The sequence below is a fragment of the Nonomuraea phyllanthi genome, from assembly GCF_006334985.2.
GTDB classification, from domain to species: Bacteria; Actinomycetota; Actinomycetes; order Streptosporangiales; family Streptosporangiaceae; genus Nonomuraea; species Nonomuraea phyllanthi.
The window spans coordinates 451,947-476,902 of record NZ_VDLX02000007.1; the positions used below are offsets into that span (position 1 = coordinate 451,947).

At 70.8% G+C, this 24,956-nt stretch carries 23 protein-coding genes; 8 read left to right on the plus strand and 15 right to left on the minus strand.

Annotation, left to right across the window (positions count from 1 at the left end):
* Positions 1-8: 8 nt before the first annotated feature.
* From FH608_RS21505 to FH608_RS21525, 5 genes are read right to left on the minus strand one after another with little or no spacing between them, the layout of a single operon-like run.
* Positions 9-794: an enoyl-CoA hydratase-related protein gene (locus FH608_RS21505; RefSeq protein WP_139632328.1), complete on the minus strand. Its 786-nt coding sequence runs from the start codon at positions 792-794 to the stop codon at positions 9-11.
* Positions 791-1,972 (minus strand): CaiB/BaiF CoA transferase family protein, encoded by a 1,182-nt coding sequence (locus FH608_RS21510; RefSeq protein WP_139632329.1) that lies wholly within the window; start codon positions 1,970-1,972, stop codon positions 791-793. The genes FH608_RS21505 and FH608_RS21510 overlap by 4 nt, the downstream gene beginning before the upstream one ends.
* Positions 1,969-3,321, minus strand: a complete 1,353-nt coding sequence (locus FH608_RS21515; protein ID WP_139632330.1) for an FAD-dependent oxidoreductase — start codon at positions 3,319-3,321, stop codon at positions 1,969-1,971. Before FH608_RS21515 ends, FH608_RS21510 begins: the two co-directional genes overlap by 4 nt.
* A 12-nt stretch (positions 3,322-3,333) precedes the next feature.
* The gene (locus tag FH608_RS21520; protein ID WP_139632331.1) at positions 3,334-4,623 is read right to left on the minus strand and encodes an MFS transporter; all 1,290 of its coding nucleotides are present in this window, start codon (positions 4,621-4,623) and stop codon (positions 3,334-3,336) included.
* Positions 4,624-4,676: 53 nt separating this feature from the next.
* A complete protein-coding gene (locus FH608_RS21525) occupies positions 4,677-5,270 on the minus strand; it encodes a helix-turn-helix domain-containing protein (RefSeq protein ID WP_193318539.1) in 594 nt (197 codons plus the stop codon).
* Between the two features lie 237 nt (positions 5,271-5,507).
* Between FH608_RS21525 and FH608_RS21530 the strand changes: the two genes are divergently transcribed.
* The 5 genes from FH608_RS21530 to FH608_RS21550 all read left to right on the plus strand — a co-directional run bounded on the left by FH608_RS21530 (position 5,508) and on the right by FH608_RS21550 (position 10,469).
* Entirely contained in the window at positions 5,508-6,008 is a 501-nt protein-coding gene (locus tag FH608_RS21530; RefSeq protein ID WP_139632333.1) for an SRPBCC family protein, read from the plus strand.
* Positions 6,009-6,103: 95 nt separating this feature from the next.
* On the plus strand, positions 6,104-7,117 hold the full coding sequence (locus tag FH608_RS21535) for a sensor histidine kinase (protein WP_139632334.1): 1,014 nt from the start codon (positions 6,104-6,106) through the stop codon (positions 7,115-7,117).
* A complete protein-coding gene (locus FH608_RS21540; RefSeq protein WP_139632335.1) occupies positions 7,114-8,268 on the plus strand; it encodes a sensor histidine kinase in 1,155 nt (384 codons plus the stop codon). Before FH608_RS21535 ends, FH608_RS21540 begins: the two co-directional genes overlap by 4 nt.
* Positions 8,265-8,870, plus strand: a complete 606-nt coding sequence (locus tag FH608_RS21545) for a response regulator transcription factor (protein WP_139632336.1) — start codon at positions 8,265-8,267, stop codon at positions 8,868-8,870. The genes FH608_RS21540 and FH608_RS21545 overlap by 4 nt, the downstream gene beginning before the upstream one ends.
* A gap of 105 nt (positions 8,871-8,975) precedes the next feature.
* Positions 8,976-10,469, plus strand: a complete 1,494-nt coding sequence (locus FH608_RS21550; protein ID WP_139632337.1) for an MFS transporter — start codon at positions 8,976-8,978, stop codon at positions 10,467-10,469.
* 75 nt (positions 10,470-10,544) lie between these two features.
* Here the strand turns inward: FH608_RS21550 and FH608_RS21555 are convergent, their stop codons facing one another.
* The 6 genes from FH608_RS21555 to FH608_RS21580 form a co-directional block, all read right to left on the minus strand.
* Positions 10,545-11,546 (minus strand): sugar phosphate isomerase/epimerase family protein, encoded by a 1,002-nt coding sequence (locus FH608_RS21555; protein ID WP_139632338.1) that lies wholly within the window; start codon positions 11,544-11,546, stop codon positions 10,545-10,547.
* Between the two features lie 3 nt (positions 11,547-11,549).
* Positions 11,550-12,701, minus strand: coding sequence for a Gfo/Idh/MocA family protein (locus FH608_RS21560; protein WP_193318540.1), 1,152 nt, complete (start codon positions 12,699-12,701; stop codon positions 11,550-11,552).
* Between the two features lie 11 nt (positions 12,702-12,712).
* Positions 12,713-13,759, minus strand: a complete 1,047-nt coding sequence (locus FH608_RS21565) for an ABC transporter substrate-binding protein (RefSeq protein WP_139632339.1) — start codon at positions 13,757-13,759, stop codon at positions 12,713-12,715.
* Entirely contained in the window at positions 13,756-14,766 is a 1,011-nt protein-coding gene (locus tag FH608_RS21570; RefSeq protein WP_139632340.1) for an ABC transporter permease, read from the minus strand. The genes FH608_RS21565 and FH608_RS21570 overlap by 4 nt, the downstream gene beginning before the upstream one ends.
* Positions 14,766-16,265: a sugar ABC transporter ATP-binding protein gene (locus tag FH608_RS21575; protein ID WP_226899746.1), complete on the minus strand. Its 1,500-nt coding sequence runs from the start codon at positions 16,263-16,265 to the stop codon at positions 14,766-14,768. Before FH608_RS21575 ends, FH608_RS21570 begins: the two co-directional genes overlap by 1 nt.
* Before the next feature lie 65 nt (positions 16,266-16,330).
* Positions 16,331-17,488: an ROK family transcriptional regulator gene (locus FH608_RS21580; protein ID WP_139632341.1), complete on the minus strand. Its 1,158-nt coding sequence runs from the start codon at positions 17,486-17,488 to the stop codon at positions 16,331-16,333.
* Between the two features lie 145 nt (positions 17,489-17,633).
* Between FH608_RS21580 and FH608_RS21585 the strand changes: the two genes are divergently transcribed.
* A complete protein-coding gene (locus tag FH608_RS21585) occupies positions 17,634-19,112 on the plus strand; it encodes an alpha/beta hydrolase (protein WP_139632342.1) in 1,479 nt (492 codons plus the stop codon).
* A 24-nt stretch (positions 19,113-19,136) separates the two neighbouring features.
* Here the strand turns inward: FH608_RS21585 and FH608_RS21590 are convergent, their stop codons facing one another.
* Positions 19,137-20,009, minus strand: coding sequence for an SDR family oxidoreductase (locus tag FH608_RS21590; protein ID WP_139632343.1), 873 nt, complete (start codon positions 20,007-20,009; stop codon positions 19,137-19,139).
* A 280-nt stretch (positions 20,010-20,289) separates the two neighbouring features.
* A complete protein-coding gene (locus FH608_RS21595; RefSeq protein ID WP_226899747.1) occupies positions 20,290-21,348 on the minus strand; it encodes an MBL fold metallo-hydrolase in 1,059 nt (352 codons plus the stop codon).
* 46 nt (positions 21,349-21,394) lie between these two features.
* Between FH608_RS21595 and FH608_RS21600 the strand changes: the two genes are divergently transcribed.
* Positions 21,395-22,240, plus strand: a complete 846-nt coding sequence (locus FH608_RS21600; RefSeq protein ID WP_139632344.1) for a glutathione S-transferase family protein — start codon at positions 21,395-21,397, stop codon at positions 22,238-22,240.
* Here the strand turns inward: FH608_RS21600 and FH608_RS21605 are convergent.
* The gene (locus FH608_RS21605; protein WP_139632345.1) at positions 22,188-23,471 is read right to left on the minus strand and encodes an MFS transporter; all 1,284 of its coding nucleotides are present in this window, start codon (positions 23,469-23,471) and stop codon (positions 22,188-22,190) included. The two genes, FH608_RS21600 and FH608_RS21605, sit on opposite strands and share 53 nt — an antisense overlap.
* Positions 23,468-24,061, minus strand: coding sequence for a helix-turn-helix domain-containing protein (locus tag FH608_RS21610; RefSeq protein ID WP_139632346.1), 594 nt, complete (start codon positions 24,059-24,061; stop codon positions 23,468-23,470). Before FH608_RS21610 ends, FH608_RS21605 begins: the two co-directional genes overlap by 4 nt.
* Positions 24,062-24,134: 73 nt before the next feature.
* On the opposite strand from FH608_RS21610, the gene FH608_RS21615 reads away from it, so the two are divergent.
* On the plus strand, positions 24,135-24,779 hold the full coding sequence (locus FH608_RS21615; RefSeq protein ID WP_139632347.1) for a B3/B4 domain-containing protein: 645 nt from the start codon (positions 24,135-24,137) through the stop codon (positions 24,777-24,779).
* The last annotated feature ends 177 nt before the right edge of the window (positions 24,780-24,956 follow it).

The window sequence follows — 24,956 nt, forward strand, 5'->3', positions numbered from 1 at the left end:
TCGGTGGGTCAGTGGCCGGGCCAGACGGGCGGGCGCTTCTCCTGGAAGGCCCGTACGCCCTCCCTGCTGTCCTCGCTGTCGAGCGCCGCCATCAGCGCGGGCAGCCGTACGGCCCGCGCCTCGCGGCTGGTCAGGTGCGCGGTGCGCTGCACCATCTGCTTGACCGCGCGCAGCGAGGTGGGCGCGCAGGCCAGCACGTCGGCCACCCACCGGTCGACGGCGGCGTCCAGCTGATCGGCCGGCACCACCTCGTTGACCAGGCCCATGCGCTCCATCTCGGCCGCCGGAGCGCGCCGGCCGGTCAGCAGCAGGCCCATCGCCTGGTTGTACGGCAGCCGCCGCACGAGCTGGGTCACGCCTCCGTCGAGCGCGATGCGGCCGACGCGCGGCTCGGTCAGCCCGAACTGCGCGTGCTCGGCGGCCACCACGATGTCGCAGCCGAGCACCATCTCCATGCCGCCGCCGAGCGCGTAGCCGTTGACGCGGGCGATCACCGGGACGTCCAGCGTGGTGCGCAGGGACAGGCCGCCGAAGCCGTCGGGATCGAGGTCGGCCCAGTACTCCAGGCCGGTCTTGCCGATGGCCGCCGCGGACATGTCGGCGCCCACGCAGAAGGCCCGCTCCCCCGCCCCGGTGAGCACCACGACGCGCACGTCGCGGTCGGCCTCGATGCGTTCCCAGATGTCGCGGAGCGCGCGGTGCGTCTTCTCGTCGACGGCGTTCAGCACTTTGGGGCGGTCGATGGTGACGCGGGCGACGTGGTCCGCGACCTCCAGCCGTACCTCGCCGCTCATCGCAGCACCCCCGACGCGACGAGGCGGGCGATCTCCTGGTCGTCGTAGCCGTGCTCGGCGAGGATCTCGGCGTTGTGCTCGCCCAGGCGCGGCGGGACGTGCCGGACGGCGGGCCGCCGGGCGGACAGCCGGATCGGCGCGGCCAGCGTCTTCACCGTCCCGGCGCTCGGGTGCTCCATCTCCATGATCATCTCGTTGACCGCGGTCTGCTCGTCCGCCAGGGCCTCCTCCAGGGTGTGGACGGGCGCGCAGAGGATGTCCTGACCCTCCAGCCGCTTGATCCAGTAGGCGGTGGTGTTGGAGGCGAAGCGCTCCTTGAAGATGGCCTGGAGCCGGGGCCTGGCGGCGAACTGCGCCTCCTGCGTGGCGAACTCCTCGCGCTGGGAGAGGTCCTCGTCGAGTTCGAGCGCCACGGAGACGTCGCGCAGCGGGTTCTCCTTGAACGCGCCCACCATGCAGACGGCGCCGTCGGTCGTCTCGAACACGCCGCTCAGCGGCATGGCCGCCCAGTTGATCTCGTAGCCCCTGTTGAGCTGCATGGACGCCTCCTGCATCTGCATGTGCAGCATGGAGTCGTACATCGAGACCTCGACCTTCTGCCCCTCCCCCGTCCTGTCGCGCTCGATCAGCGCCAGCAGGATGCCCTGCAGCAGGTGCATGCCGGTGGTGTAGTCGCAGAGCGTCGTGGGATAGACCGACAGCGGCAGGTCGGGCGACTCGCGCCGCCACATTACGCCGGAGAACGCCTGCGCGATCACGTCCTGCCCGCCCTTGTGGCTGTACGGGCCCTCGGTGCCGAAGCCGGTGCCCGAGGCCCAGACCAGTCGCGGGTTGATCGCGCTCAGCTCCTCGTAGCCGAACCCGAGCCGCTCCATCACGCCGGACCTGAAGTTGCTCACCACGACGTCGGCGTCCCTGACCAGCCGGTGGATCACCTCCTTGCCCTCGGCGCTGCGCGTGTTCACGCTGACGCTGCGCTTGTTGCGGTTGATGGACAGGAAGATGGGGTTGTCCAGGCCGTCCCGGTCGGGGATCGAGGTCCTGGACAGGTCTCCGGAGCCGGGACGCTCGATCTTGATGACGTCGGCGCCGTAGTCACCGAGCAGTTGCGTGCAGCTCGGCCCCATGTACACCTGCGTGAAGTCGATGACGGTGATCCCCGCCAGCGGGCCGTTCATGCGAAGACCTCCGTAGTCGCGTTGGCCGCCGGAACGTCACCGGGATCGGCCCCCTGCTCGCGCATCCTGCGCTGGACGTCCGCAGGATCCACCTCTCGCACATTAATCCCCAGGTCAACGGCCTGCGCCGCGGCCACCCCCGCCGCCTGTCCCATCGCCATGCAGGGCGGGATCTCCCGGGAGATCCGCTGCGCCTCCGGGGTCGCCGAGTAGTGACGGCCGGCGACGAGCAGCCCGTCGATCTCGCGGGGCAGCAGCGCCCGGTAGGGCGTGTAGTAGTCGCGGCCCCTCGCCACCGAGTCGGCGAAGTGCCGCCGCGAGGTGATGTCGTCCTTCGTCACGACGTACTCGCCGCGCAGCAGCCGGGTCTGGCGTACGCCCATCTGCTCGGCGACGTCGAGCAGGTAGCAGTTCTCGAAGCCCGGCAGGCTCTGCTTGATCTCGTCGACGGCCGTGGCGATGCGGGCCCTGGCCTCGAACTCGGCCTGCGTGAGCGACTCGGGGTCGGCGCCGTCGAAACCGGTCATGTGCGGGCAGTTGCACCAGACCACGCCCGGCACCGGCGTCTTGAGCCACCACAGCTCCCAGGCGCCGCCGAGCAGCCGCTTGATCTTGCGGTTGATGGCCCGCGCCTCCCGGGGATTCTCCTGCTCGAAGCGCTGCGCGGCGTCGGTGTCGACGCCGCCGAGCCGGAAGACCAGCGTCGTGAGGTAGCTGTCATGCGTGAACCCGGCCCCGGCGCGCGAGGCCACGTCGATGTCACCGGTGGTGTCGATGACGACGTCGCCCAGCACGGCCTGGGGCCCCGCCTTGGTCTCGGCGATGACGCCGCGCACCCGGCCGTCGTCCACGATCGGCCGCGAGAACCAGGAGTGCAGGCGCAGGTTCACTCCCGACTCGCGGACCAGGTCGTTGGAGACCCGCTTCCAGCCGTCGGGGTCGAAGGCGACCGCGTAGCAGATCGGCTTCGGCGAGGAGTGCGAGTGGAAGTCGAAGGTGCCCCACCGCCCCCACTGGTTCCAGGCCTCCGTCGAGGAGATCCGGTCCTGCTCCGGCGGGTAGACGGCAAGGCCGAGCTTGGCCATCCGCTCCACGTACTCGGACACGATGCCCGTGACGCTGATCTCCTGGCCGTTGGCCATGTCGTCGAGGACCAGCACCATGCCGCCGGAGGCGAGCCCGCCCAGCGCGGGGTAGCGCTCCAGCAGCGTGACGTCGGCCCCGGCGCGGGCCGCCGCGACGGCGGCGCTGACCCCTGCGGGGCCGCCGCCGACCACGACGACGTCCGAGCGCGCGACCACGGGGGCCCGCAACTCGTCGGAGGACACTTTCAGATCGGATGGCTGCATGCGGGTGTTTCCTCATTCACCGGCGAAGGTGCCACTGGACCGGCGGGCGGCCAGGTAGAGCACGACACTGACAAGGGAGAGCACGGCCGTGTAGACCGGGAAGAGCCACGTCGCCCCCTGTTCCTGAAGCCAGAGCATCAGGTACGACGCGGTGCCGCCGAACAGGGCGACCGCGATGCCGTACCCGAGCGCCACGCCGGTGGCGCGGCAGTACTTCGGCATCAGGGAGGTGGCGACGACGTTGTAGAGGGTCATGTTGAGCACCAGCACCACCGACCCGCCGAGCAGCACGCCCAGGAACCCGCCCATGCCGGGCTGGGCGTAGAGCAGCATCACGAACACCGACGGGACGGCCAGCACCCTGGTCACGGTGAAGGCGCGGGAGAGTTTGAACCGGTCGGCGAGCCAGCCCGTGATGGGCGAGCCGACGAGCAGCACGACGCCGAGCGCGGTGGAGGCGGCGAAGACGCCGGTCGGGTCCTCCTGGAAGGTGCTGCGTGCCAGGTTGGGCAGGCCGACGGTCCAGGCGTAGTTGTAGGCCTGCGCGGCGCCCACCACGAAGATCATGGCGAGCAGGCCGAGCCAGTGCTTGCCCACGCCCCGCCACACCGAGGCGGCGGGCCCTTCGACCCTGTCCTCCTCGTGCAGGGTCTCCGGCAGCGACCTGCGCAGGTAGAGCACGAGCAGGCCCATGACCGCGCCGATGGCGAACGGTATCCGCCAGCCCCAGTCCTGCATGGCGTCGCCGCCGATGGCGAAGGTGGTGCCGAAGCTGACCAGAGAGGCCAGCAGGATGCCGAGGTTGACGAAGAAGCTCATGAACCCGGCCGCGCGGGCCTCCCTGCCCGCCGGGGCCAGCTCGACGGCGTACGCCGTGGACAGGGGCGCCTCGATGCCGGTCGAGACACCCTGGACCAGCCGGCAGACCAGGAGCAGGCCGCCGGCCCAGACGCCGATCTGCGCGTGCGTCGGCGCCAGCGCGATGACCAGCGTGGTCAGCGCCATCAGCGCGATGGACACCAGCATCACCGCGCGCCGCCCGATGCGGTCGGCGAACGTGCCGAGCAGCACGCCGCCCAGCGGCCGCACGGCGAAACCGACGGCGAAGACCGCCAGCGCGCTCATCGTCGCGGCGACCGGGTCGTGGGAGGGGAAGAAGTGGGGGCCGATGTAGGAGGACAGGAGGCCGAAGAGCATCCAGTCGTACCACTCCAGCGTGTTGCCGAGGCCGAGGCCGAGCATCGCCTTGCGGGTGGTGGACGGATTTTGGGCGTGAGAGATCGGGAGAACGGTTGCGGACATGGCGATCCGCCTTTCGTGGGGGGCCCGACGCGCGGTGCGCACCGGAGCCGAGGTCACCAGCTCGGTGGCGTGCTCACCCAGATGGCTGTGCAGACCTCGTCACCGGGATTCACATACCAGTGCGGGACGGTCGATGGATACCGAATGGAGTCACCCGGGCCGAGTTCGTACCTGACGCCGTCCAGATACACGTGCGTGCGACCGGACAGGACCACGCCCACCTCTTCACCTCTGTGGGTGAACGGCGTGGCGCTGGTGTCGTGGCCCGGCCGGGTCTCGACCCAGGTCACCTCCAGAGCCCCGCTGAGGTCGGGGGTGAGCAGCTCGTAGACGCTCTCGGAATTCATGTCGACGCCGTGTCCGCCGAGCCGCCGCCGTTCTGATCTGCGGACGACGGGAGGACGGGTCTCTTCCTCCGTCTGGAACAGGCCGCCGACGGGAATGCCGAGCCCGTGTGCGAGTTGCACCAGCGTGGTGAAGGACGGGTTGGCCAGGCCGCGCTCCACCTGGCTGATGATGCCGGTGCTGAGACCGGACAGCTCGCCGAGCCGTTCGAGGGTGAACCCCCGCTCCTTGCGCAAGGAGCGGAGGCGCGAACCGACGGCACCGAGCATGGAAGCCAGGGCTTCGGGGGTGCTGTCGGTCATGTCGCTCTCCATGTCGTGAAGGTGTCTTCATCATGCTGAAACGGCTTCATCAGGTCAAGGGTATCAATGAAGATCTTTCACTATAATGAAATCCCTGGGAAGGGCTCCCCGGCGGTGACCGGGGGTCGAGGAACGGGTGGTGGAACTCATCGCCTGGCTCGTGACATTTGTATCTGTTCGCCCCAGGTTCTCAGGTGGAGGATCGGTCCGCGTAACCCCACGTCAAAGGGAGCATTCATGACCGTCTCACCCGCGGCCAGGACCGTCCGGATCGAGCGCACCTACGCGACCACGCCCGAGCACGTGTGGCGCCTGTGGACCACCGGTGCCGGCATCGAGTCGTGGTGGTCGCCCGACGGCTTCACCGTGAAGGTAGGGAAGCTGGATCTGCGGCCCGGCGGCGAGCTGATCTACACGATGACCGCGACCGCGCCCGAGCAGGTCGCGTTCATGGAGGGCGCCGGGCTGCCGCTGAGCACCGAGTCGCGCAAGACCTTCGTCGAGGTCGACGAGCCCGCCCGGCTCTCCTACACCTCGCTGGCCGACTTCATCCCGGGCGTGGAGCCGTACGACTTCCTCACCGTGGTCGAGATCCGGCCCTCCGGCGACGGCGTCCACGTCGTCATGACCATGGACGCGATGCACGACGAGGAATGGACCCAGCGTCTGACGGCCGGCCGCGGCAACGAGATGGACAACCTCGGCCGGGTCATCAGCGCGGCAGCAGGCCCCGCCTGATCTGATCTCGCCCTCGCATGGTCACGACGCAGATCCGCGCCGGATCAGGTACGCCGTGGCCTCTACTCTGGTCAGCCAGGAGGCGAGGACGGGCGGTGGAAGGATTGACGGAGTCATGGCGATCCGACCGCGTCGTCCGGCTGGCCCAGGTCGGCGCGGTCGCCTGCAGCGTCCTGCTGCCGCTGGTGCAGGTCGGGCTGGCGTTCAGCTACGTGGGCAACGGCATCGGCACCGGGCTGTGGAGCCTCGCGGCGACCGCGGCCTACCTTCCGCTGCACCTGCGCCACGTCTGGTACGCCGCGCGGGCGCACCGGCCGCCGCTCGGCGGCTGGTCACTGGTGGTGATGACCGCGATCATCCTCGGGGCCACCCCACTGGCCGGGAACATGTGGCCGCGGGCGTACACGGCCTTGGTGGTGTCGTTCCTCCTGGTCCTGCCCGCGCCGTGGTCGTACCTCGGATATGTGGCGGTGGTGGCCGCGGCGGCGCCGGTGGCCCACGCGCTCGGGCTGTCGTGGGCGGCCGCGCCGTGGCTGACGTTCTCGGTGCTGGGCGGCAGTGCGGCGCTGCTGCTGCTGGTGTGGCTGGCCGCGACACTGACCCGGCTTCAGGCGGCCAGGGAGGCGCTGGCCCAGCGAGCCGTCATGCAGGAACGGCGCAGGATCGACGACGACCTGCGGCACAGTCTCGGCAGCGCGCTGGAGTCGATCGCGGCGCGCGGCGACCGGGCGGCGAGCAAGGTCGCGACCAGCGAGCCGGCCGCCGCGGCGGCGGATCTGACCGGGCTCGCGGACGAGTCCCGGCGCACGCTCGCCGAGGCCAGGCGGCGGGTACGCGGCTACCGGCAGCCGTCGCTGCGCGCCGAACTGGAGACCGCCGCCAGCCTGCTGACCGCGGCCGGCGTCGCCACCCGCCTGGACCTGCCACGCGGCGGCATCCCGGACACCATCGCCCCGCAGTCGCGAAATGCTCTGCGCGCGACCGTCACCCGCCTGCTGCGGGCGGGACCGATCGGCGCCTGCACGATCACGGCAACCGTTTTGGACGGCCGGATGCTGCTGGTCGTGCGTGCCGACGACGCCGCCGAGACGATCGAGGTGCGGCCATGACGGCCTCCATACCGCCGCCATGGGTGCTGCGGCACCCGCGCCGGCCCTTGATCGCGCTGCACGTGCCGCTGGCCGCCCAGGCGCCGGTCTACACCAGCCTCGGCACCGACGGTTCGCCTCTCACCGATCCGCTGCCCGCGATCCTGCTCGCCGCGGTGATTCTCGCGTTGCAACTACGGCACAGCCTCGCCGCCGCCCGGGGTGAACGGCCCGCGGGATGGCGCTGGAGCCTCGCGGCGATCCTGCTGCTCACGTATGCCCCGATCTGGCTCCTGGGCCTGAACTGGGTCAGCATCAGCACCCTCACCTTGGCCTCGACCCTGACGCTCCTGCGCGGCCGGCCGAGACTGGTCGCGGCCGCCGCGCAGGTGTCGGTCTACGTGTCCCTCCAGCTGATCGCGACCTTGGGGACACCGGGCTTCAGCGTCTGGCAGATCGTCATCCTGGAGCTGTACGCCGTGGTCGTCCCCAGTCTGTTCGCCGCGGCTCTGGCCGGCGGAGCCCGGCTGGTGCGGCTGGTGAACGAGCTGGAGGCCGCCCGTACCGAGCTGGCCGCGACGGCTGTCGGCGCGGAGCGGATCCGGGTCTCGCGCGACCTGCACGACCTGCTCGGCCAGAGCCTGTCGGCGATCTCCCTCAAGGGCGACCTGGCGCTGCGGCTGCTCGCCAAGGACACCGCCGCCGCCCGCGCCGAGATCGAGAGCCTCACGGGCGTGGCCCGCGACGCGCTGCACGGCGTACGGGCCATCACCCGCGACCAGCACACCGTGTCGCTGCGCACGGAGATCGACGGGGCCGCGGCCCTGCTCGGCGCGGCGGGCGTGGACACCCGGCTCGACGTGGCCGACCTGCCGGCCCTGCCCGAGTCCGCACAGAGCGCCCTGGCCTGGGCCATCCGGGAGGGCACCACCAACCTGCTGCGCCACAGCAAGGCCGGCTCCTGCACCATCACGCTGTCCCGGCTGCGCGGGAGAATACGGCTGGACATCGTCAATGACGGCGTCCGCATCGCCGCCGGCCAGGGGCCGCAGCACGGTTCCGGGCTCGCCGGGGTGGCCGAGCGGGCCGCAGCCGCCTCCGGCTCGTCCGAGGCCGGTGTCCACGACGGCCGGTTCCGGCTGTCGGTCGAGGTCCCCGAGGAGGTCGCGTGATCCGCGTGCTGATCGCCGAGGACATGCACATGATCAGATCCGCACTGGTCGCGTTGCTGTCGATGGAGGACGACATGGAGGTCGTCGCCGAGGTCGAACGCGGCGACGAGGTGCTGGACGCCGCGCTTCGGGTGCGCCCCGACATCGCGGTGCTGGACATCGACATGCCGGGCCTCGACGGGTTGTCGGCGGCCGCGCAACTGTCCGAACGGCTTCCCGACTGCCGCGCCCTCGTGCTCACCGGGCTCAGCCAGCCGGGCAACCTGCTGCGCGCGCTGAAGGCGCACGTGCGGGGCTTCATCGTCAAGGACGCACCGGCCCAGACCCTCACCGACGGGATCCGCCGCATCGCCCGCGGCGAGCGGGTGATCGACCCCGAGCTCGTCGCGGCGGCGCTCGAGACGGGCAGCAGCCCGCTGACGGCCCGCGAGACCGAGGTGCTGCGCGCCGCGGCGAGCGGCATCCGCACCGCCCAGATCGCCGCCCAGCTCTCACTGTCGCAGACCACGGTGCGCAACTACCTGTCGAACGCGATCAGCAAGGTGGGCGGGCGCAACCGCATCGACGCCATCCGCATATCCCGCGACGCCGGCTGGCTCTAGGGCGGGTGGCGCTTTCGCTCCTCGGATTTTCCCGTACCGATGTCAAGAAGCTCTCGACAGCTCCGACCAACCATCGAGACGTCGAGAGAACAGGAAATTCCAGATATGCGTGTCAACCGGCCATGGCTGGGGCTGGCCGTCCTCGTGCTGCCGACCTTCCTCGTCGCGATGGACATGACGGCGTTGCTCCTCGCGCTCCCGCAGCTGAGCGCCGACCTGGGAGCCACCAACGTCCAGCAGCTGTGGATCAGTGACGGCTACGGCTTCATGGTGGCCGGCCTGCTCATCACGATGGGCACGCTCGGCGACCGGATCGGCCGCCGGCGGCTGCTGATGATCGGCGGAGCCGCGTTCGCGGTGCTGTCGGTCGTCTCCGCCTTCGCCGTCGACCCGCTGATGCTGATCGTCGCGCGGGCCCTGCTGGGCGTCGCGGGCGCGACCCTGTCGCCGTCCACGCTCGCCCTGATCACCAACATGTTCCGCGACCGGCGGCAGCGCGGGCAGGCCATCGCGATCTGGGCGTCCTGCCAGTTCACCGGCGGCGCGATCGGACCCGTACTGGCCGGGTTCCTGCTCCAGCACTTCTGGTGGGGATCGGTGTTCCTGGTGGCCGTGCCGGCCATGGCGCTGCTGCTGCTCGCCGGGCCGGTGCTGCTGCCCGAGTTCCGCGACGAGCGGCCCGGCCGGCTGGACCTGCCCGGCGTCGGGCTGTCGCTCGTGGCGGTGCTCCTGAGCGTGTACGGCATCAAGCAGCTGGCCGTCGGCAGCGCGGCGGTCGTCCCCGCGGCGGCCCTCGTCGCCGGCGCGGCCGTCGGGGCCCTGTTCGTACGCCGCCAGCTGAGGCTGGAGACGCCGCTGCTGGACCTGCGGCTGTTCCGCAACCGCCCGTTCACGGCCGTGATCATCGCGCTCGTCCTCGCGGGCGTCGCGATGGCCGGCACGGGCCTGCTGGTGACCCAGTACCTGCAGAGCGTGCTGGGCTTCTCGCCGGTCGCGTCGGCGGTGCTGTTCGCGCCCATGGGCGTGGGCACGGCGGCCGGCACCTTGGCCGCGCCGGCGCTGGCCCGGCGGATGAAGCGGACGACCGTCATCGCCGGCGGGCTGGCGGGGTCGGCGCTGGGCTGCCTGCTGCTCGCCGGCGTCGGCGGCGCGGCCGCCCTGCCGCTGGTGATGACCGGCATCACCGTGCTGGCGCTGGGCGCCGGCCCGCTGTTCGCGCTGGGCACCGGGCTGGTCGTCGGAGCCGTGTCACCGGAGCGCGCCGGCTCGGCCGCGTCGATGTCGGAGACCGGCAACTACCTCGGCGGTTCGCTCGGCCTCGCGCTGCTCGGCGTGGTGGCCGCGGTGGTCTACCGCGGCCGGATGGGCGGCACGTCCGACTCGCTGGCCGGGGCGGTCGCCGCCGCCCGGCACCTGCCCGCCGACCAGGGCGCGGAGCTGCTGCACTCCGCGCGCGAGGCGTTCACCGCCGGCCTGCACGTCACCGGCGTCATCGCCGCGGCCATCTTCGCCGGGCTGGCCGTCCTGATCGTCGCCATGCGCCCGGCGGCCGGGACCGCCTCGGCCGCGGCCCCTGGCTACGAGGCGACCCGCTCGTAGCCAGGGGGCCGCCGGCTCCGCGCGGGAGACCGGCCAGGGAGGCGCTGCCCCGGGCACGGCGCCTCCCTCGCGGGTCTAGGTGGTGGAGAAGGCCGCGTCGAAGGCGGTGGCGGGCGGGGTGATGGAGTTGAGGTTGCGGATGTACGCCAGCGCCTCCCTGGCCCCGTCGAGCCGGTCCATTCCCGCGTCCTCCCACTCGATCGAGATCGGACCCTCGTACCCGATCGAGTTGAGCGCGCGGAAGCAGTCCTCCCAGGGCACGTCGCCCCGCCCGGTGGAGACGAAGTCCCAGCCGCGCCGCATGTCGGCCCACGGCAGGTGCGACGACAGGCGGCCCTTGCGGCCGTCGCCGACCCGCATGCGGGTGTCCTTGCAGTCGACGTGGTAGATCCGGTCCTTGAAGTCGAGGATGAACCCGACGGGGTCGAGGTCCTGCCAGACCATGTGGGACGGGTCCCAGTTGAGGCCGAAGGCGGGGCGGTGGCCGATGGCCTCCAGCGTCCGCTGGGTGGTGTAGTAGTCGTAGGCGATCTCGCTCGGGTGCACCTCGTGGGCGAAGCGCACCCCGACCTCGTCGAAGACGTCGAGGATGGGGTTCCAGCGGTCGGCGAAGTCCTGGTAGCCGGCCTCCACCATCGAGGCGGGCACCGGCGGGAACATGGCGACGGTGTGCCAGATCGACGACCCGGTGAAGCCGACCACCGTGTCCACGCCCAGCAGCGAGGCGGCCCTGGCCGTGTTCTTCATGTCCTCGGCCGCGGCCTGGCGCACGGACTCGGGGTCGCCGGACCCCCAGACGCGGGCGGGCAGGATGGCCTTGTGGCGCTCGTCGATGAGGTCGCAGACGGCCTGGCCGACGAGGTGGTTGGAGATGGTCCACACCTTGAGGCCGTGCTTGTCGAGCTGGGCGCGCTTCTGCTCCACGTACGACGGGTCGGCCACGGCCTGGTCGACGTCGAAGTGGTCGCCCGAGCAGGCGATCTCCAGTCCGTCGTAGCCCCATTCGGCCGCCAGCCGGCACACCTCCTCGAACGGCAGGTCTGCCCACTGCCCCGTGAACAGGGTGACAGGTCGCATGTATCAGTCCTCCACGTTCGTGTAGCGGCTGCCGTCAGCCGCGCTCTGCTCGACCGCCTCCAGCACCCGCTGCACCCGCAGACCGTCGGCGAACGACGGCGACGGGTCGGCTCCGGTGGCGACCGCCTCCAGGAAGTCCTTGATCTCGTGGGTGAAGGTGTGCTCGTAGCCGAGCCCGTGCCCCGGCGGCCACCAGGCCCCGACGTACGGGTGGTCGGGCTCGGTGACCAGGATCCGCTCGAAGCCGCCGCCTCCGGAGCTGAACCAGAGCTCGTTCATGGCCTCGAAGTCGAACGCCAGGCTGCCGCGCGAGCCGAAGATCTCGATGCGCATGGCGTTCTTGCGCCCGTAGGCGAAGCGGGTGGCCTCGAACGAGGCGAGCCCGCCGCCCGAGAGCCGGCCGATGAACAGCGCGGCGTCGTCCACGGTGACCTGCCCGGTCGACTCGGCCCGCGAGGCGCCGAGGCCGGCGGACTCGGCGGCGAGCGGGCGTTCCTTGATGAACGTCTCGGTCAGCGCCGAGACGCCGACCACGTTCTCGCCGGTGATGAACTGGGCCGCGTCCACGATGTGCGCGCCGATGTCGCCCAGCGCGCCGGACCCGGCCTTGTCCTTCTGCAGCCGCCAGACCAGCGGGAACTCGGGATCGACGATCCAGTCCTGCAGGTACGCGGCCCGCACGTGCCGGATCTCGCCGATCCGGCCCTCCTCGACGTACCGGCGGGCGAGCGCGATCGCGGGCACCCGCCGGTAGTTGAACGCCACCATGCTCTTGCCGGGCGCGGCGGCCGCGGCGCGGACCATGGCCTCGGCCTCGGCGACGGTGTTGGCCAGCGGCTTCTCGCAGATCACGTGTTTGCCGGCCTGGAGCGCGGCGATGGCGATGTCGGCGTGCGAGTCGCCGGGCGTGCAGATGTCGACGATCTGCACGTCGTCACGCTTGATCAGCTCTCGCCAGTCGGTCTCGACGTCGGCCCAGCCGAGCTGCGCCGCGGCGGCCTCCGTCTGTTCCTTGGACCTGCCCGCGATCACCGCCATGCGGGGTGCCAGCGGAAGGTCGAAGAAGGCTCCCACGCTCCGCCAGGCCTGCGAGTGGACGCGGCCCATGAACGCGTAACCGATCATGCCCACGCCGATGCCGGTCTTGTCTGACATGCAACCCCCGATCAGGATTCGAAGCCGAGTTCCAGGTACTGCTCGACGTTCTCCTTGGTAATGGTCTCGGACGCAAGCGTGATCGACTGTGGCACCTGCTTCTCCACCAGATCACTCATGCCCTTCCCCTGTGCTATCAGACGCGCGAGTTTGATCGCCGAGGAGGCCATGGTCGGGCTGTAGGTGACGGTGGCCTTCAGCACGGAGCTGCCCGACTGGATCTCCTTCATCGCGTTCAGCGACCCGGCGCCGCCGACCATGATGAACTCGTCCCTGCCCGCCTCCTTGATGGCGGCCAGCACGCCGACGCCCTGGTCGTCGTCCTGGTTCCACATGGCGTCGATCTTCTTGTGCGCCTGGAGCAGCGACGTGGCCACCTCGTTGCCGGTCTCGACCGTGAACTGGGCGTCCTGCTGGGCCGTGACGCTGAACCCGTACTTCTTCAGCGCGTCGGCGAACCCCCTGCTGCGGTCCTGCGTCAGCGGCAGCGTGGCGATGCCCTGGATCTCGACGATCACGGGTTTGGACACGCCCTTGTCCTTGAGCTGCGTGCCGATGTAGTGCCCGGCCGCGACGCCCATGCCGTAGTTGTCGCCGCCGACCCACGTCCGGTACGCCAGCTTGTCGGGGAAGACCCGGTCGAGGTTGACGACCGGGATGCCCGCCTCGGACGCCTGCAACGCGACCTGGTTCAGCTGCTGGCCGTCGTTGGGCAGGATGACCAGGACGTTGACCTTGGCCGCGATGAGCGACTCGACCGCGGAGATCTGCTGGTTGATGTCGTTGGTGGGCTCGACGGGCTTGAACTCGACGTCGGAGTACTGCTTCGCGGTGGCCTCGGCGTTCTTGGCGATGGCCGCGATCCAGCCGTGGTCGGCGGCGGGCGCCGAGAAGCCGATCGTGACCTTCTCGCCCGGCTCGTCGTTGCCGCTCGCGGCGGGGGCGGGCACGGGGGCGGAGCTGCTGGGCGCGGCCGCGGGCTCGTTGCTGGTGCAACCCGCCGTTAAAAGTACGGCTCCGCCGACCAGGAATCCCCTGCGCGCGACGTTCTCACTCATGGTGCTCTCTCCTTCAGGTTCCGCCGCTGGAGAAGGACGGCGACGACGATGATCAGGCCCTTGGCGATGAGTTGGTCGCTGGTGTTGAGCCCGTTGAGGATGAACAGGTTGGTGATGAGGGTGAAGATCAGCAGGCCCAGGATCGAGCCCACGATCGTGCCCCGGCCCCCGGTGAGCAGCGTGCCGCCGATGATCACGGCGGCGATGGCGTCGAGTTCGTACAGGTCGCCGTGGGTGGACGAGCCCGTCGTCGTGCGCGCCATGATGAGGATGGCGGCGATGCCGCAGCACAGCCCCGACAGGGCGTAGAGCAGCATCGTGTGCCTGCGCACGTCGATCCCGGCCAGCCGGGCCGCCTCCGGGTTGCCCCCGACCGCGTACGTCCGCCGCCCGAACGTCGTGCGGTTGAGCACGATCCAGCCGAGCACCACGACGAGCGCGAAGATGTAGACCATCAGCGGGATGCCGAGCACCCGCGTGGTCGACAGGTCGACCAGGGCGGCGTTCTCGGGCTGGATCAGCTGCGTCTTGCGGTCGGACATGCGCTGCGCCAGCCCGCGGGCGGCGACCAGCATGGCCAGCGTCGCGATGAACGGCACCAGCCGCCCGTACGCGATCAGCAGCCCGTTGACCAGCCCGGCCCCCGTGCCGACCAGGATGGCGCAGACGGCCATCACGACCGGCCCGAACGACTGCGTGGCGAGCGTCGTCGCCCAGACCGAGGCGAGCGCCATGATGGCGCCCACCGACAGGTCGATGCCCCCACCGATGATCACGAACGTGGCCCCGACCGTGATCACGCCGATCGTGGCGGCCAGCGCGAGGATGCTGACCAGGTTGGAGGCGGTGGCGAAGTTCTCGGGCCGGGTGACCAGGCCGACGACGACCAGCAGCGCCAGGGCCACCAGCAGCCCGAGATGTCGCATCTCTCCGAGCCCGGCGAAGCCGCGCGGCGACGGCGGCGCGGCCACGCCGGATGCGGGCCGTTCGGTTGTGGGCTCGCTCATCAGGCCGCCCTCCCATTCATGATCATGTCGAGTACGCGGTGCTCGTCCAGCTCCGCCGCCTCGCCCTCGTGGATGACCGCGCCCTCGCGCAGGACGAGCACCCGGTCGGCCAGTCCGAGCACCTCGGGCACCTCGCTGGAGACCAGCAGCACCCCGATGCCCCGCTCGGCGAGGTCGCGGATCAGCGCGTACAGCTCGGCCCTCGCCCCCACGTCCACGCCTCTGGTCGGCTCGTCGAGCAGGAGGAGTTTGCGGCCGCCGAGCAGCCAGCGGGCGAGCACGGCCTTCTGCTGGTTGCCGCCCGAGAGGGTCCTGATCGGGCGTTCCGGGTCGGGTGGCCGGATGTCCAGCATCTCGGACAGGCGCCTGGCCTCGGTCAGCTCGCGTTTGCGGTCGATCCAGCCGAACCTGGCGAACCCCGGCAGGGTGCCGAGCGTGATGTTGGCGGTCACGCTCTGGTCGAGGAGCAGGGCCTGCGCCTTGCGTTCCTCGGGGGCCAGGCCCATGCCGCGCCTGACGGTGCCGACGACGCCGCGCCCCGTGAGCCCGCGGCCGACGGGGCGCCCGGCGAGCGAGACCCGGCCCGAGAAGGGGCGGGCGCCGTACACGGCTTCGAGGATCTCCGAACGGCCCGAGCCGACGAGCCCGGCCAGCCCGACGATCTCGCCGGCCCGCACGGAGAACGAGACGCCGGAGAAGACGCCCGGCGAGGACAGGTTCTCGACCGCCAGCACCTCCTCGCCCGGGGAGCGCCCGGCGCGGGGCGGGAAGACGTACTCGACGTTCCTGCCGGTCATGAGCGAGACGATCTCGCCCGTGGGGGTGTCGCGGGCGGACAGGCCGACGGCGACCGTACGGCCGTCCTTCAGCACGGTGACCCGGTCGCCGATCTCGCGGATCTCCTCCAGGCGGTGCGAGATGTAGACGACGGCCACGCCCTGGGCGGTGAGCTCGCGGATGATGCGGAAGAGGTTCGCCACCTCGTCGTGGGCGAGGGCGGCGGACGGCTCGTCCATGATGATCAGCTTCGCCTCGTGGGAGAGCGCCCTGGCCATGGACACGACCTGCTTGGCCGCCGGCGACAGCCGCCCGACCTCGGCCGACGGGCGGATCTCCGGGTGGCCGAGCCGCCGCAGCACCTCGGTCGCGGCGCGCCTGGCGGCGGCCCTGTTGACGAAGCCGAGCCGGGCGTGCTCGTGGCCGAGGAAGATGTTCTCGGCCACGCTGAGCCCGTCGACCAGGTCGAGCTCCTGGTAGATGGTGGCGAAGCCGAGCCTGATGGCGTCGATGGGGCTGCTCGGGCGCACGGTCCTTCCGTCGAACTGGATCGTGCCCTCGTCCGGCTGGTGCGCACCGGCGAGCACCTTGATCAGGGTGGACTTGCCCGCGCCGTTCTGGCCGAGCAGGCAGTGGACCTCGCCCGCCCGGACGTCGAGGTCCACCCCGTCCAGCGCGCGCACTCCGGGGAACTGTTTGACGATGCCCTTCATGACCAGCATCGGAAGGTCCTTTTCAGGAGATGACTTCAGGCGATGACTTGAGGCGTTGGCTTGAGGCGTTGGCTTCAGGCGTTGACGATGCGGTTGATGTTGTCCGGTGAGAGGTAGTGCTCGATGGCGAGGATGCCCGCCCCGAGCGCGGCGGCGTTGATGCCCGTACGGCTCGGCGTGATCGACAGGTGGTGCGTGGCCAGCGGGAGCGATCTGCGGTAGACCGTCTCCCTGATGCCGGCCAGCAGGTGCTCGTGCACCCGCGACAGCGCGCCGCCGACCACGATGACCTCGGGGTTGAAGAAGTTGACCAGGCTGGCCAGCACCTCGCCGATGAGCCGGCCGGCCTCTCTGACGAGCCGCAGCGCCTGGGTGTTGCCCGCCTGGACGAGCGCCACGACGTCGCCGCCCGACTCGGCGGGCAGGCCCAGCTCGGTCAGCCGGCGGGCGATGGCCGCCCCGCCGGCCACGGCCTCCAGGCAGGCGCTGTTGCCGCACCGGCAGCCGGCGTCCTCGTGGCCGCTGACGCGGATGTGCCCGATGTCGCCGGCCGAGCCCTGGGCGCCCCTGTGCAGCTTGCCCTCGGCCACGATGCCGCAGCCGATGCCGGTGCCGACCTTGACGAACAGCAGGTGGCTGGTGCCGGCGAACGCGTTGCGGTGCTCGCCCAGCGCCATCACGTTCACGTCGTTGTCGACCAGCACCGACACGCCCTCGAAGAACTCGGGCACGGGGTAGTCGTTCCAGCCCGGCATGATCGGCGGGTTGTTCGGCCGTCCCGTGGCGAACTCGACCGGCCCCGGCACCCCGATCCCCATCGCGCGCAGCGCGGAGCGCGGCCGGCCCGCCTCGCCGAGCAGCTGGTCGAGCCGCTGGTCCACATGGGCGAGCACCGTGTCGGGCCCCTCGCCGATCAGCAGGGAGTCCTCGCACTCGGCCAGCACGTCGCCGGAGATGTCCATCAGGGCGACGCGGCAGTGGGTGGCGCCCAGGTCGACGCCCGCGAAGGCGTGGTCCTCGGTGTGCAGGCGGAGCTGGCGCGGCGGGCGCCCGCCGGTGGACTCGCCGCTCTCCGTCTCCTCGACCAGGCCGCGCTCGATCAGAGCGTCCACCCGCTGGGAGATCGTGGACCTGGCCAGGCCGGTGAGCCGCGCCAGGTCGGAACGGGTCGTGGCGGAACCGGCGCTGATCAGCGTCAGCACGTCGCCGGCAGAGCCCGGCTGGGGGGTCATGCCGCCGACAATAAGATCACCGATGCGGCAAATCAAGAGTATGTATCGACCAAACTCCCTGAACTTCCGCCGAAGGTCGAACAAAGCCGGATTTGTGATTAAATCTCCCGTCCGTCCGAGCTGATCACCGTTCGGGGAGCCCGGCTTGAAGCTACGCGTCTACCGTGCCGTCTTAGCCGCGATCCTGGTCGGCGTGCCGTCCTGGTGGGCCTACAACGCGCTCACGCACCAGACGGACGAGGCCCTGCGCGCGCAGCGGCCCGTATGGGCGGCCTGCCCCGAGATGCCGACGGTCGAATGCGCGACCATCAGGGTCCCGCTCGACCACGAGGCCCCCGAGGAGCATCCGATCGACCTGGCGCTCGCCCGGCTCCCCGCGCGCCACCCCGACGAGCGGATCGGCTCGCTCGTGGTCAACTACGGCGGCCCGGGCATCGCGGGCGTCGCGATGCTGATCCGGGATCCCGAGCTCTTCGACGAGCTGCGCTCCCGCTACGACATCGTGGCCTTCGACCCGCGCGGCGTCGGCAGGAGCACCCCGCTGAACTGCCGGCCCAAGGGGGAGCCCCTGCCCTCTCTCACGGTGGACCAGACGCCGGACACCCCCAAGGAGCAGGCGGCCCTGGTCAAGGCCGTGACCGCGTACGCGGACGCGTGCAGGCGGCAGGCCGGCTGGCTGGTCCCGCACCTCACCACCGACGCGACCGCCCGCGACCTGGACATCCTGCGATCGGTGCTGGGCGACCGCGAGCTGACCTACTTCGGCTACTCCTACGGCGGCGGCCTCGGCGTCGCCTACGCCCAGCTCTTCCCCGACAAGGTGGGCCGCATGGTCCTGGACGCCCCCAGCGTCACCGCCGGCGGCGGACCGGTCGAGTTCGATCCCAAGGACCTCTCCGACGAGGGAATCAACGCCTTCGTCGAGGACTGTGTCAAACGGCGTGGCTGCCCCCTCGGCGACGACCTCGACCTGGGACTCCAGAACCTCAACGACTTCGTACAGGTCCGCGACGGCCTGCCCCTCGACGTGTCCGGCGGCGAGCTCACCGACGCCCTCGCGACCGAGGGCGTCATCGAGTTGCTGTACACGACGGACGACTGGCCGCGGCTGCGCCGGGCGCTGGCCGACGGCCTCAAGGGCGACGGGCAGGCGCTCTACGACGCGGCCATGGAGTTCGAGGCGGGCGATGGCCTCTCCATGGACGCGAACATCGCGATCAACTGCAACGACACCTCGACGCGGTTCGAACTGGATGACATCGCGAGGCAGGTGGAGACCGCGCGGGAGAAGGCGCCGATCTCCGGCGCGTGGCAGGCCTGGAACAGCATGGCGTGCACGGGCTGGGACATCGTCGTGGGGAACACCTGGCTCGCCGATCTGCCCCGGTACCTCTCCCCGGTCATGATCGTGGGCACCGAAGGCGACCCCGTCGTCCCCTACGCCGCCGTGAGGTCGCTCGCCACCAGCCTCTCCGAATCGGTGCTGGTGACGCTGCGGGGCAAGTCGCACACCGCATACAGGAGCGGCGACCGCTGCGTCAACGAGGCGGTGGAGGCGTACCTGCTGGACGGGAAGGTCCCCGCCGACGAGGTGAAGTGCCCGGCGGGGACCCGCAAGTCCTAGAGCACGGCCGTCCTAGAGCACGGCCTAGAGCATGGCCTTCATCGAGTCGGAGGCCGTGAGGACGTAGGGCTGCTCGGCCATGACGGCGTCCCAGTTGCCCGCGATGGCCTCGGGCGTGAGGTCGTCGGTCTTCCAGCCCGGCCCCTCGGCCACGAAGACCCGCGCCACCCGGCCGCCGCCGACGGTGAACACCTCGCCGCTGGCCTCGCACGACTCGTGCACGAGGTACGCGACCAGCGCGCTCACCCGCTCGGGCGTGAACTTGGCCTCGAACTCGGCCGGCAGCAGCGACTCGGTCATCCGGGTCCAGGCGATGGGCGCGATGGCGTTGGCCCTGATGCCGTTGCGGGCGCCCTCGATGGCGAGCGTCTTGGTCAGGCCCACCAGTCCCATCTTGGCGGTGGAGTAGTTGGCCTGCCCGAAGTTGCCGAACAGGCCGGCCGGGCTGGAGGTGTTGACGATCCGGCCGTAGCCGGCGGCCTTCATCAGCGGGTAGGCGGCCTGGCTGACCAGGTACGAGCCGCGTACGTGCACGGCCAGCACCCCGTCGAAGTCCTCGACCGTCATCTTCCCGAGCGACCTGTCGCGCAGGATGCCCGCGTTGTTGACGACGATGTCGACCTTGCCGAACGCGTCGACGGCGGCCTGCACGACGGCCTTGGCGCCCTCCGGCGTGGCGACGTTGTCGGCGTTGGCGACGGCCTGGCCGCCGTTCTTCGTGATGAGCTCGACCACGTCGGCGGCGGGACCGGCGGAGGCCCCCGTGCCGTCGAGCGCGCCCCCGAGGTCGTTGACGACGACCTTGGCGCCCCGCTCGGCCAGCAGGAGGGCGTGCGACCTGCCCAGGCCGTGCCCGGCCCCCGTGATGATCGCGACCCTGTCATCGAACCGAAGCATCGAACCTCCCACGCAGGAGAACAACATTCTGGTACGAGCTACGATAACGCGTTGAATGGTCGCGCTCACTTGGCCCTCGCTGGTCACGCGAGCTACCGCTCTCGGGCCTGAACGTTCGCCGCTCTGTGTTGATGGTCGCGCTCACTTGGCCCTCGCTGGTCACGCGAGCTACCGCTCTCGGGCCTGAACGTTCGCCGCTCTGTGTTGATGGTCGCGCTCACTTGGCCCTCGCTGGTCACGCGAGCTACCGCTCTCGGACCTGAACGTTCGCCGCTCTGTGTCAGGGCAGGCGCCACAGGTCCGGCTCGCCCGCTTCCCTGCGCACCCGGCCCCTGGCCTCCAGCCACGCGAGGTGGGCCAGCGTCTCGTTGTTGGCCGAGCGGCGCATGAACGGCGGGATCGTCTCCCACGGCCGCGACCAGGTCAGGCGGGTCGCGGCCTCCCAGCAGGTGACGCCGTCGTGCGCGGCCACCACCTGCTCGATCTCGGCCAGCCGCGCGTCGTGGTGCGCCATCACGTGGTCCACCCGCTCGGCCAGCTCCAGGAACCGGTACTCGTGGGCGGGCAGCACCTCGTCCACCTCCAGCTTGCGCACGGCGGCCAGCGAGTCGAGGTAGTCGGCCAGCGGGTTCGGCCCCGACTGGGGGTGCACGGCGACGATGGGCGTGATCTTGGCCAGGACGTGGTCGCCGGAGAGCAGCAGCCGGCGCGAGGGCGAGACGAAGCACAGGTGGCCGGGCGAGTGGCCGGGCGTCCAGAGCGCCCGCAGGTCCCAGCCGGGCAGCCCGAGCTCGTCGCCGTCCTCGACCAGGCGGTCGGGCCTGGCCATCGAGACCATATGCCGGATCATCATGGACGCGCCGGCCAGCTCGTCCAGGGTCAGCGGCGGCACCCCGCACCGGGCCAGCAGCGCGCGCTCGCGCTCGACCAGGGAGTCGATGGCCGCGTCGTCGTAGCGCTCGCGCACCAGCCGCGCGTCAGCCGGGTGCAGGGCGATCCAGGCGCCGGACATCTCGCGGACGCGCCCGGCCAGGCCGTAGTGGTCGGGGTGGATGTGGGTGACGAGCACGCCCTTGACGTCGCCGATCGTGTAGCCGGCCACGCCGAGGCCCGCGACGAGCGCGTCGTACGCCTCGTCGGTGTTCCACCCGGCGTCGACGATCGCCACGCCGTCGGGCAGCTCCAGGGCGTAGACCAGCACGTACCGCAGGGGGTTGATGGGGATCGGCACCGGGATGGACCACAGCCCGGGGCGTACCCGCTCGACCTCGGGCATCGCCCCGCTCACCCATGCCTCCCGCTGCGCCTGGCTGGCGGGGGTCACCAGAAATTTCGCCACATGCCCGAATATAGTTCTGTATCAGAATCGTGCTCTACTAGGGGTCATGAAGCTGAGCCGGGAAATGTCCAATGATGGCCGCTTCGTACGGCAGCCGAACCGTTTCACCGACCCCCTCGGCCCTCCCGAGCCGGGCCGCTACCGCCTCTACGCCTCCTACGCCTGCCCCTGGGCGCAGCGCGTGCTGATCGTCAGGAAGCTGCTCCGGCTGGAAGACCTGCTGGACGTCACGATCGTCGACCCCATCCGCGACGAGAAGGGCTGGCGCGTCCCCGGCGGCGACCCGGAGTACCTGTCGGAGCTCTACCACGCGACCGACCCCGGCTACACCGGCCGCTACACCGTCCCCGCCATCTGGGACTCCAGGGACGGGCGCATCGTCACCAACGACTTCCCGCGGATCACGCTCGATCTGGAGACGTCATGGGGCACCTCGCCCGACCTCTATCCTGAGCGCCTCCGCCCCGACATCGACATCATGAACGACCGCCTCTACCACGGCCTCAACAACGCGGTCTACGAGGCCGGCTTCGCCCGTGACCAGCAGGCGTACGAGGAGGCGGTGGCGCGGGTCTTCAGCACGCTCGACACCCTCGAGGTCCGCCTGTCCGGGTCGGAGTTCCTCTTCGACACGCTCACCGACAGCGATGTGCGCCTCTACACGACGCTCGCCAGGTTCGACGCCGTCTACTACGCGCACTTCAAGTGCTCGGTGCGGCGGCTGGTCGACCATCCGGCGCTGTGGGCGTACGCGCGCAGGCTCTACGCGATCCCAGCCTTCCGGGAAACCACCGACTTCGACCAGATCAAGCGTCATTACTACATCACCCAGACCAACATCAATCCGACCCGCATCGTGCCTGTGGGACCGGAGATCGACTGGAGCCTGTAGGGGCGGGCATCCGGACGAACAGCAGGGCCGACGCCAGGGTCACCACGGCGGTGACGGCCCAGGCGGCGCCCGGTCCGGCCTGCGTGGCCAGCACGCCGAGAGTGAGGTTGCCCACCGACCCGCCCGACTGCAGGGACAGCGAGCTGGTCGAGGTGACGGTGGTGCGCTCGGCGGCGCTGACCGCGTTGTGGGTCATCTCCAGGCAGAGCAGGCTCGTCACCGACAGCCCCACGAACAGCGTCACGTACGCCACGCCGGCGCTGGCCAGCCCGGCCGCGCCGCCGAGCCCCGAGGTGGCGGCCAGCGAGCCGACGGAGAGCGCGGCCAGCACCGCGCCGGCGATCGCGCCCCCTGCCGAGCCCCCGGCCAGCCGCGCCACCCGGGGCGCGAGGGCGCTGCCCATCGCACTGCCGGCGAACCCGAGCGCCGAGACCACGGCGTAGGCCAGGCTGCCGCGCTCGGCCGTGCCCGCCACCTGCGCCAGCCGCCCGGGGGTGAGCAGTTCGATGCTCATCAGCAGCAGGCCGGAGCTCGCGGCGGCCAACGTCAGCCGGCGCAGCACCGCGCTCCCGAGCGCGAGCCGGGCCCCTGCCACGACCGTGGCGGGCACCTCGCGCAGCACGCCCGCCAGCGACCTGCGCGCGTGCGCCGGCTCCGGCAGCGCGAACACCACCACGACCAGCAGCACGGCCGCCGCCACCGCGCCCACCAGGGGCGGCGCGGCCAGCGGGAAGATCAGCGAGGGCGGCACCAGCAGCGGCACGGCCCCGCCGGCCAGCACGCCGAGGCAGAGCGCCACGGACTCCATCGCGCCGCCCCTGGCCAGGCCCGGCTTGAGGTCGGCGCCGGGGCCCTCGATCTCATGGAGCGTGTCGACGTACCAGGAGGTGGCGGGGCCGCTGGACAGCGCCCTGGCGACACCCTTGATCACGCCGCTCACCAGGAACATCCAGAACGTCGTGGACATGCTGAGCAGCACGAGCGACGCCACGGTGAAGGCGGCGGAGGCGGCCAGCACCATCCTGCGCCCGATCACGTCGGCCAGGCCGCCCGTGGGCAGCTCCAGGCTCACGGTGACGATCGAGAACACCGTCACCGCCAGGCCCACCTCGGCCAGGCTGAGCCCGCGCGCGGTCATCAGCAGGACCATGGTGGCCATCATGAGCCCCACGGGCAGCCAGGTCAGGAAGCTCACGAGCATGTAGCGGCGTAACGCCGAGCGAGCGGTCATCGGTCCTCCTCCTTCTCCTTGTCCTCGGGCTCCTTGTCCTCGGGCAGCGGCACGGCGCCGTACCAGGCGATGACCTGCCTGGCCTCGGGGTCGCCCGCGTGTTCGGCGGCGAGGTCGCGCAGCATCTCCTCGGCCCTGCGGTAGAACTCGCGCAGCGCGGCGGGCGGCAGCCGCAGGACGTGGTCGCTCATCCCCGCCGCGTCGACCCAGTCCCTGGACCACGCGGCGGGGTCGAACTCCCCCAGCAGCCGCCCGACCATCTCGGCCTGCCGCAGGTGCATGATGCGGACGGCCTCGCGGCCCTCGGTGGTGGCGGACAGCTCGGCGGCGTCCCACGAGGTGTAGGTGTGGCGCGCCCGCCAGCGTCGCTCGCGCCCGTCGCGCTGCTCGGGGTCCTCCTCGATGAACCCGAACTTGAACAGCTCGCGCAGGTGGTAGCTGGTCGAGCCCGAGCTCTCTCCGACCTTGCGCGCCAGCTCGCTCGCGGTCGCGGGGCCCTCGATGCGCAGCAGGCCGAGCAGGCGCACGCGCAACGGGTGGGAGACCGCCTTGAGCACCCGGGGGTCACTGATCCTGTACTGCTCCTCCATGCCACTCACCCTAGACCGCAAAGGGAATTTTGCAAAGGGTATTTTGCGGTCTGGCCGCTTCTAGACTGTGGGGATGCTGGACGACATCTGGGTGGACGACTCCGTCTTCGCGCTGCGCCCCGACTTCGCGGTGCTGATCATGACCGCGCACGGCCTGCGCAACGGCCCCACGGACGACCGGTCGCGGGCATGGCTCGCGGCGGCCTCCGAGCTGGAGGTGCAGGCGGACAAGATCGACGCCTGGAAGGACGCCTACCGGGCGTTCGGGGCCAAGCCCCAGCGCACCAGGCCCTCGGTCGACGCCCTGACGCGCAGGATGCCGCTGCCGGAGATCAACCAGGTCGTCGACGCGTACAACACGATCAGCGTCAAGCACGCGCTGCCGATCGGCGGGGAAGACCTCGACCGCTACGCCGGCCCGGCCCGGCTGGTCAGGGCCACCGGCGACGAGGCGTCGGAGGAGGCGCTCGGCACGCCCGAGCCCGGCGAGGTGATCTGGCGCGACGACACCGGCGTCACCTGCCGCAGGTGGAACTGGCGCCAGGTCGTGCGCACCCGGCTCACCGAGGAGACCACGAACGCGATCTTCCTGCTCGAACGCCTGGAGCCGATGTCCCTGGAGGAGCTCAAGGAGGCGGGCGAGGAGCTGGCCGACCTGCTGTCCGAGTTGTCCCCCGAGGTACGGGTTGCTAGCAGATTGGTGTCCAGCGGGAAATAAACCTCTGGCCGTGGTGTTGATACCAAAGAGTAATAATTGCGGCACCACCTGGATTGACTAGGGGGTCGTGACCTCTTTGCACTGTCCTGAGAGGATCGTTCGAGGCGGCACGCACTCTTCGGCGCGCGCTGCCGGTCCGGGCGAGTAGCCTTGGACAGGTTCTCTAACATCAACGCC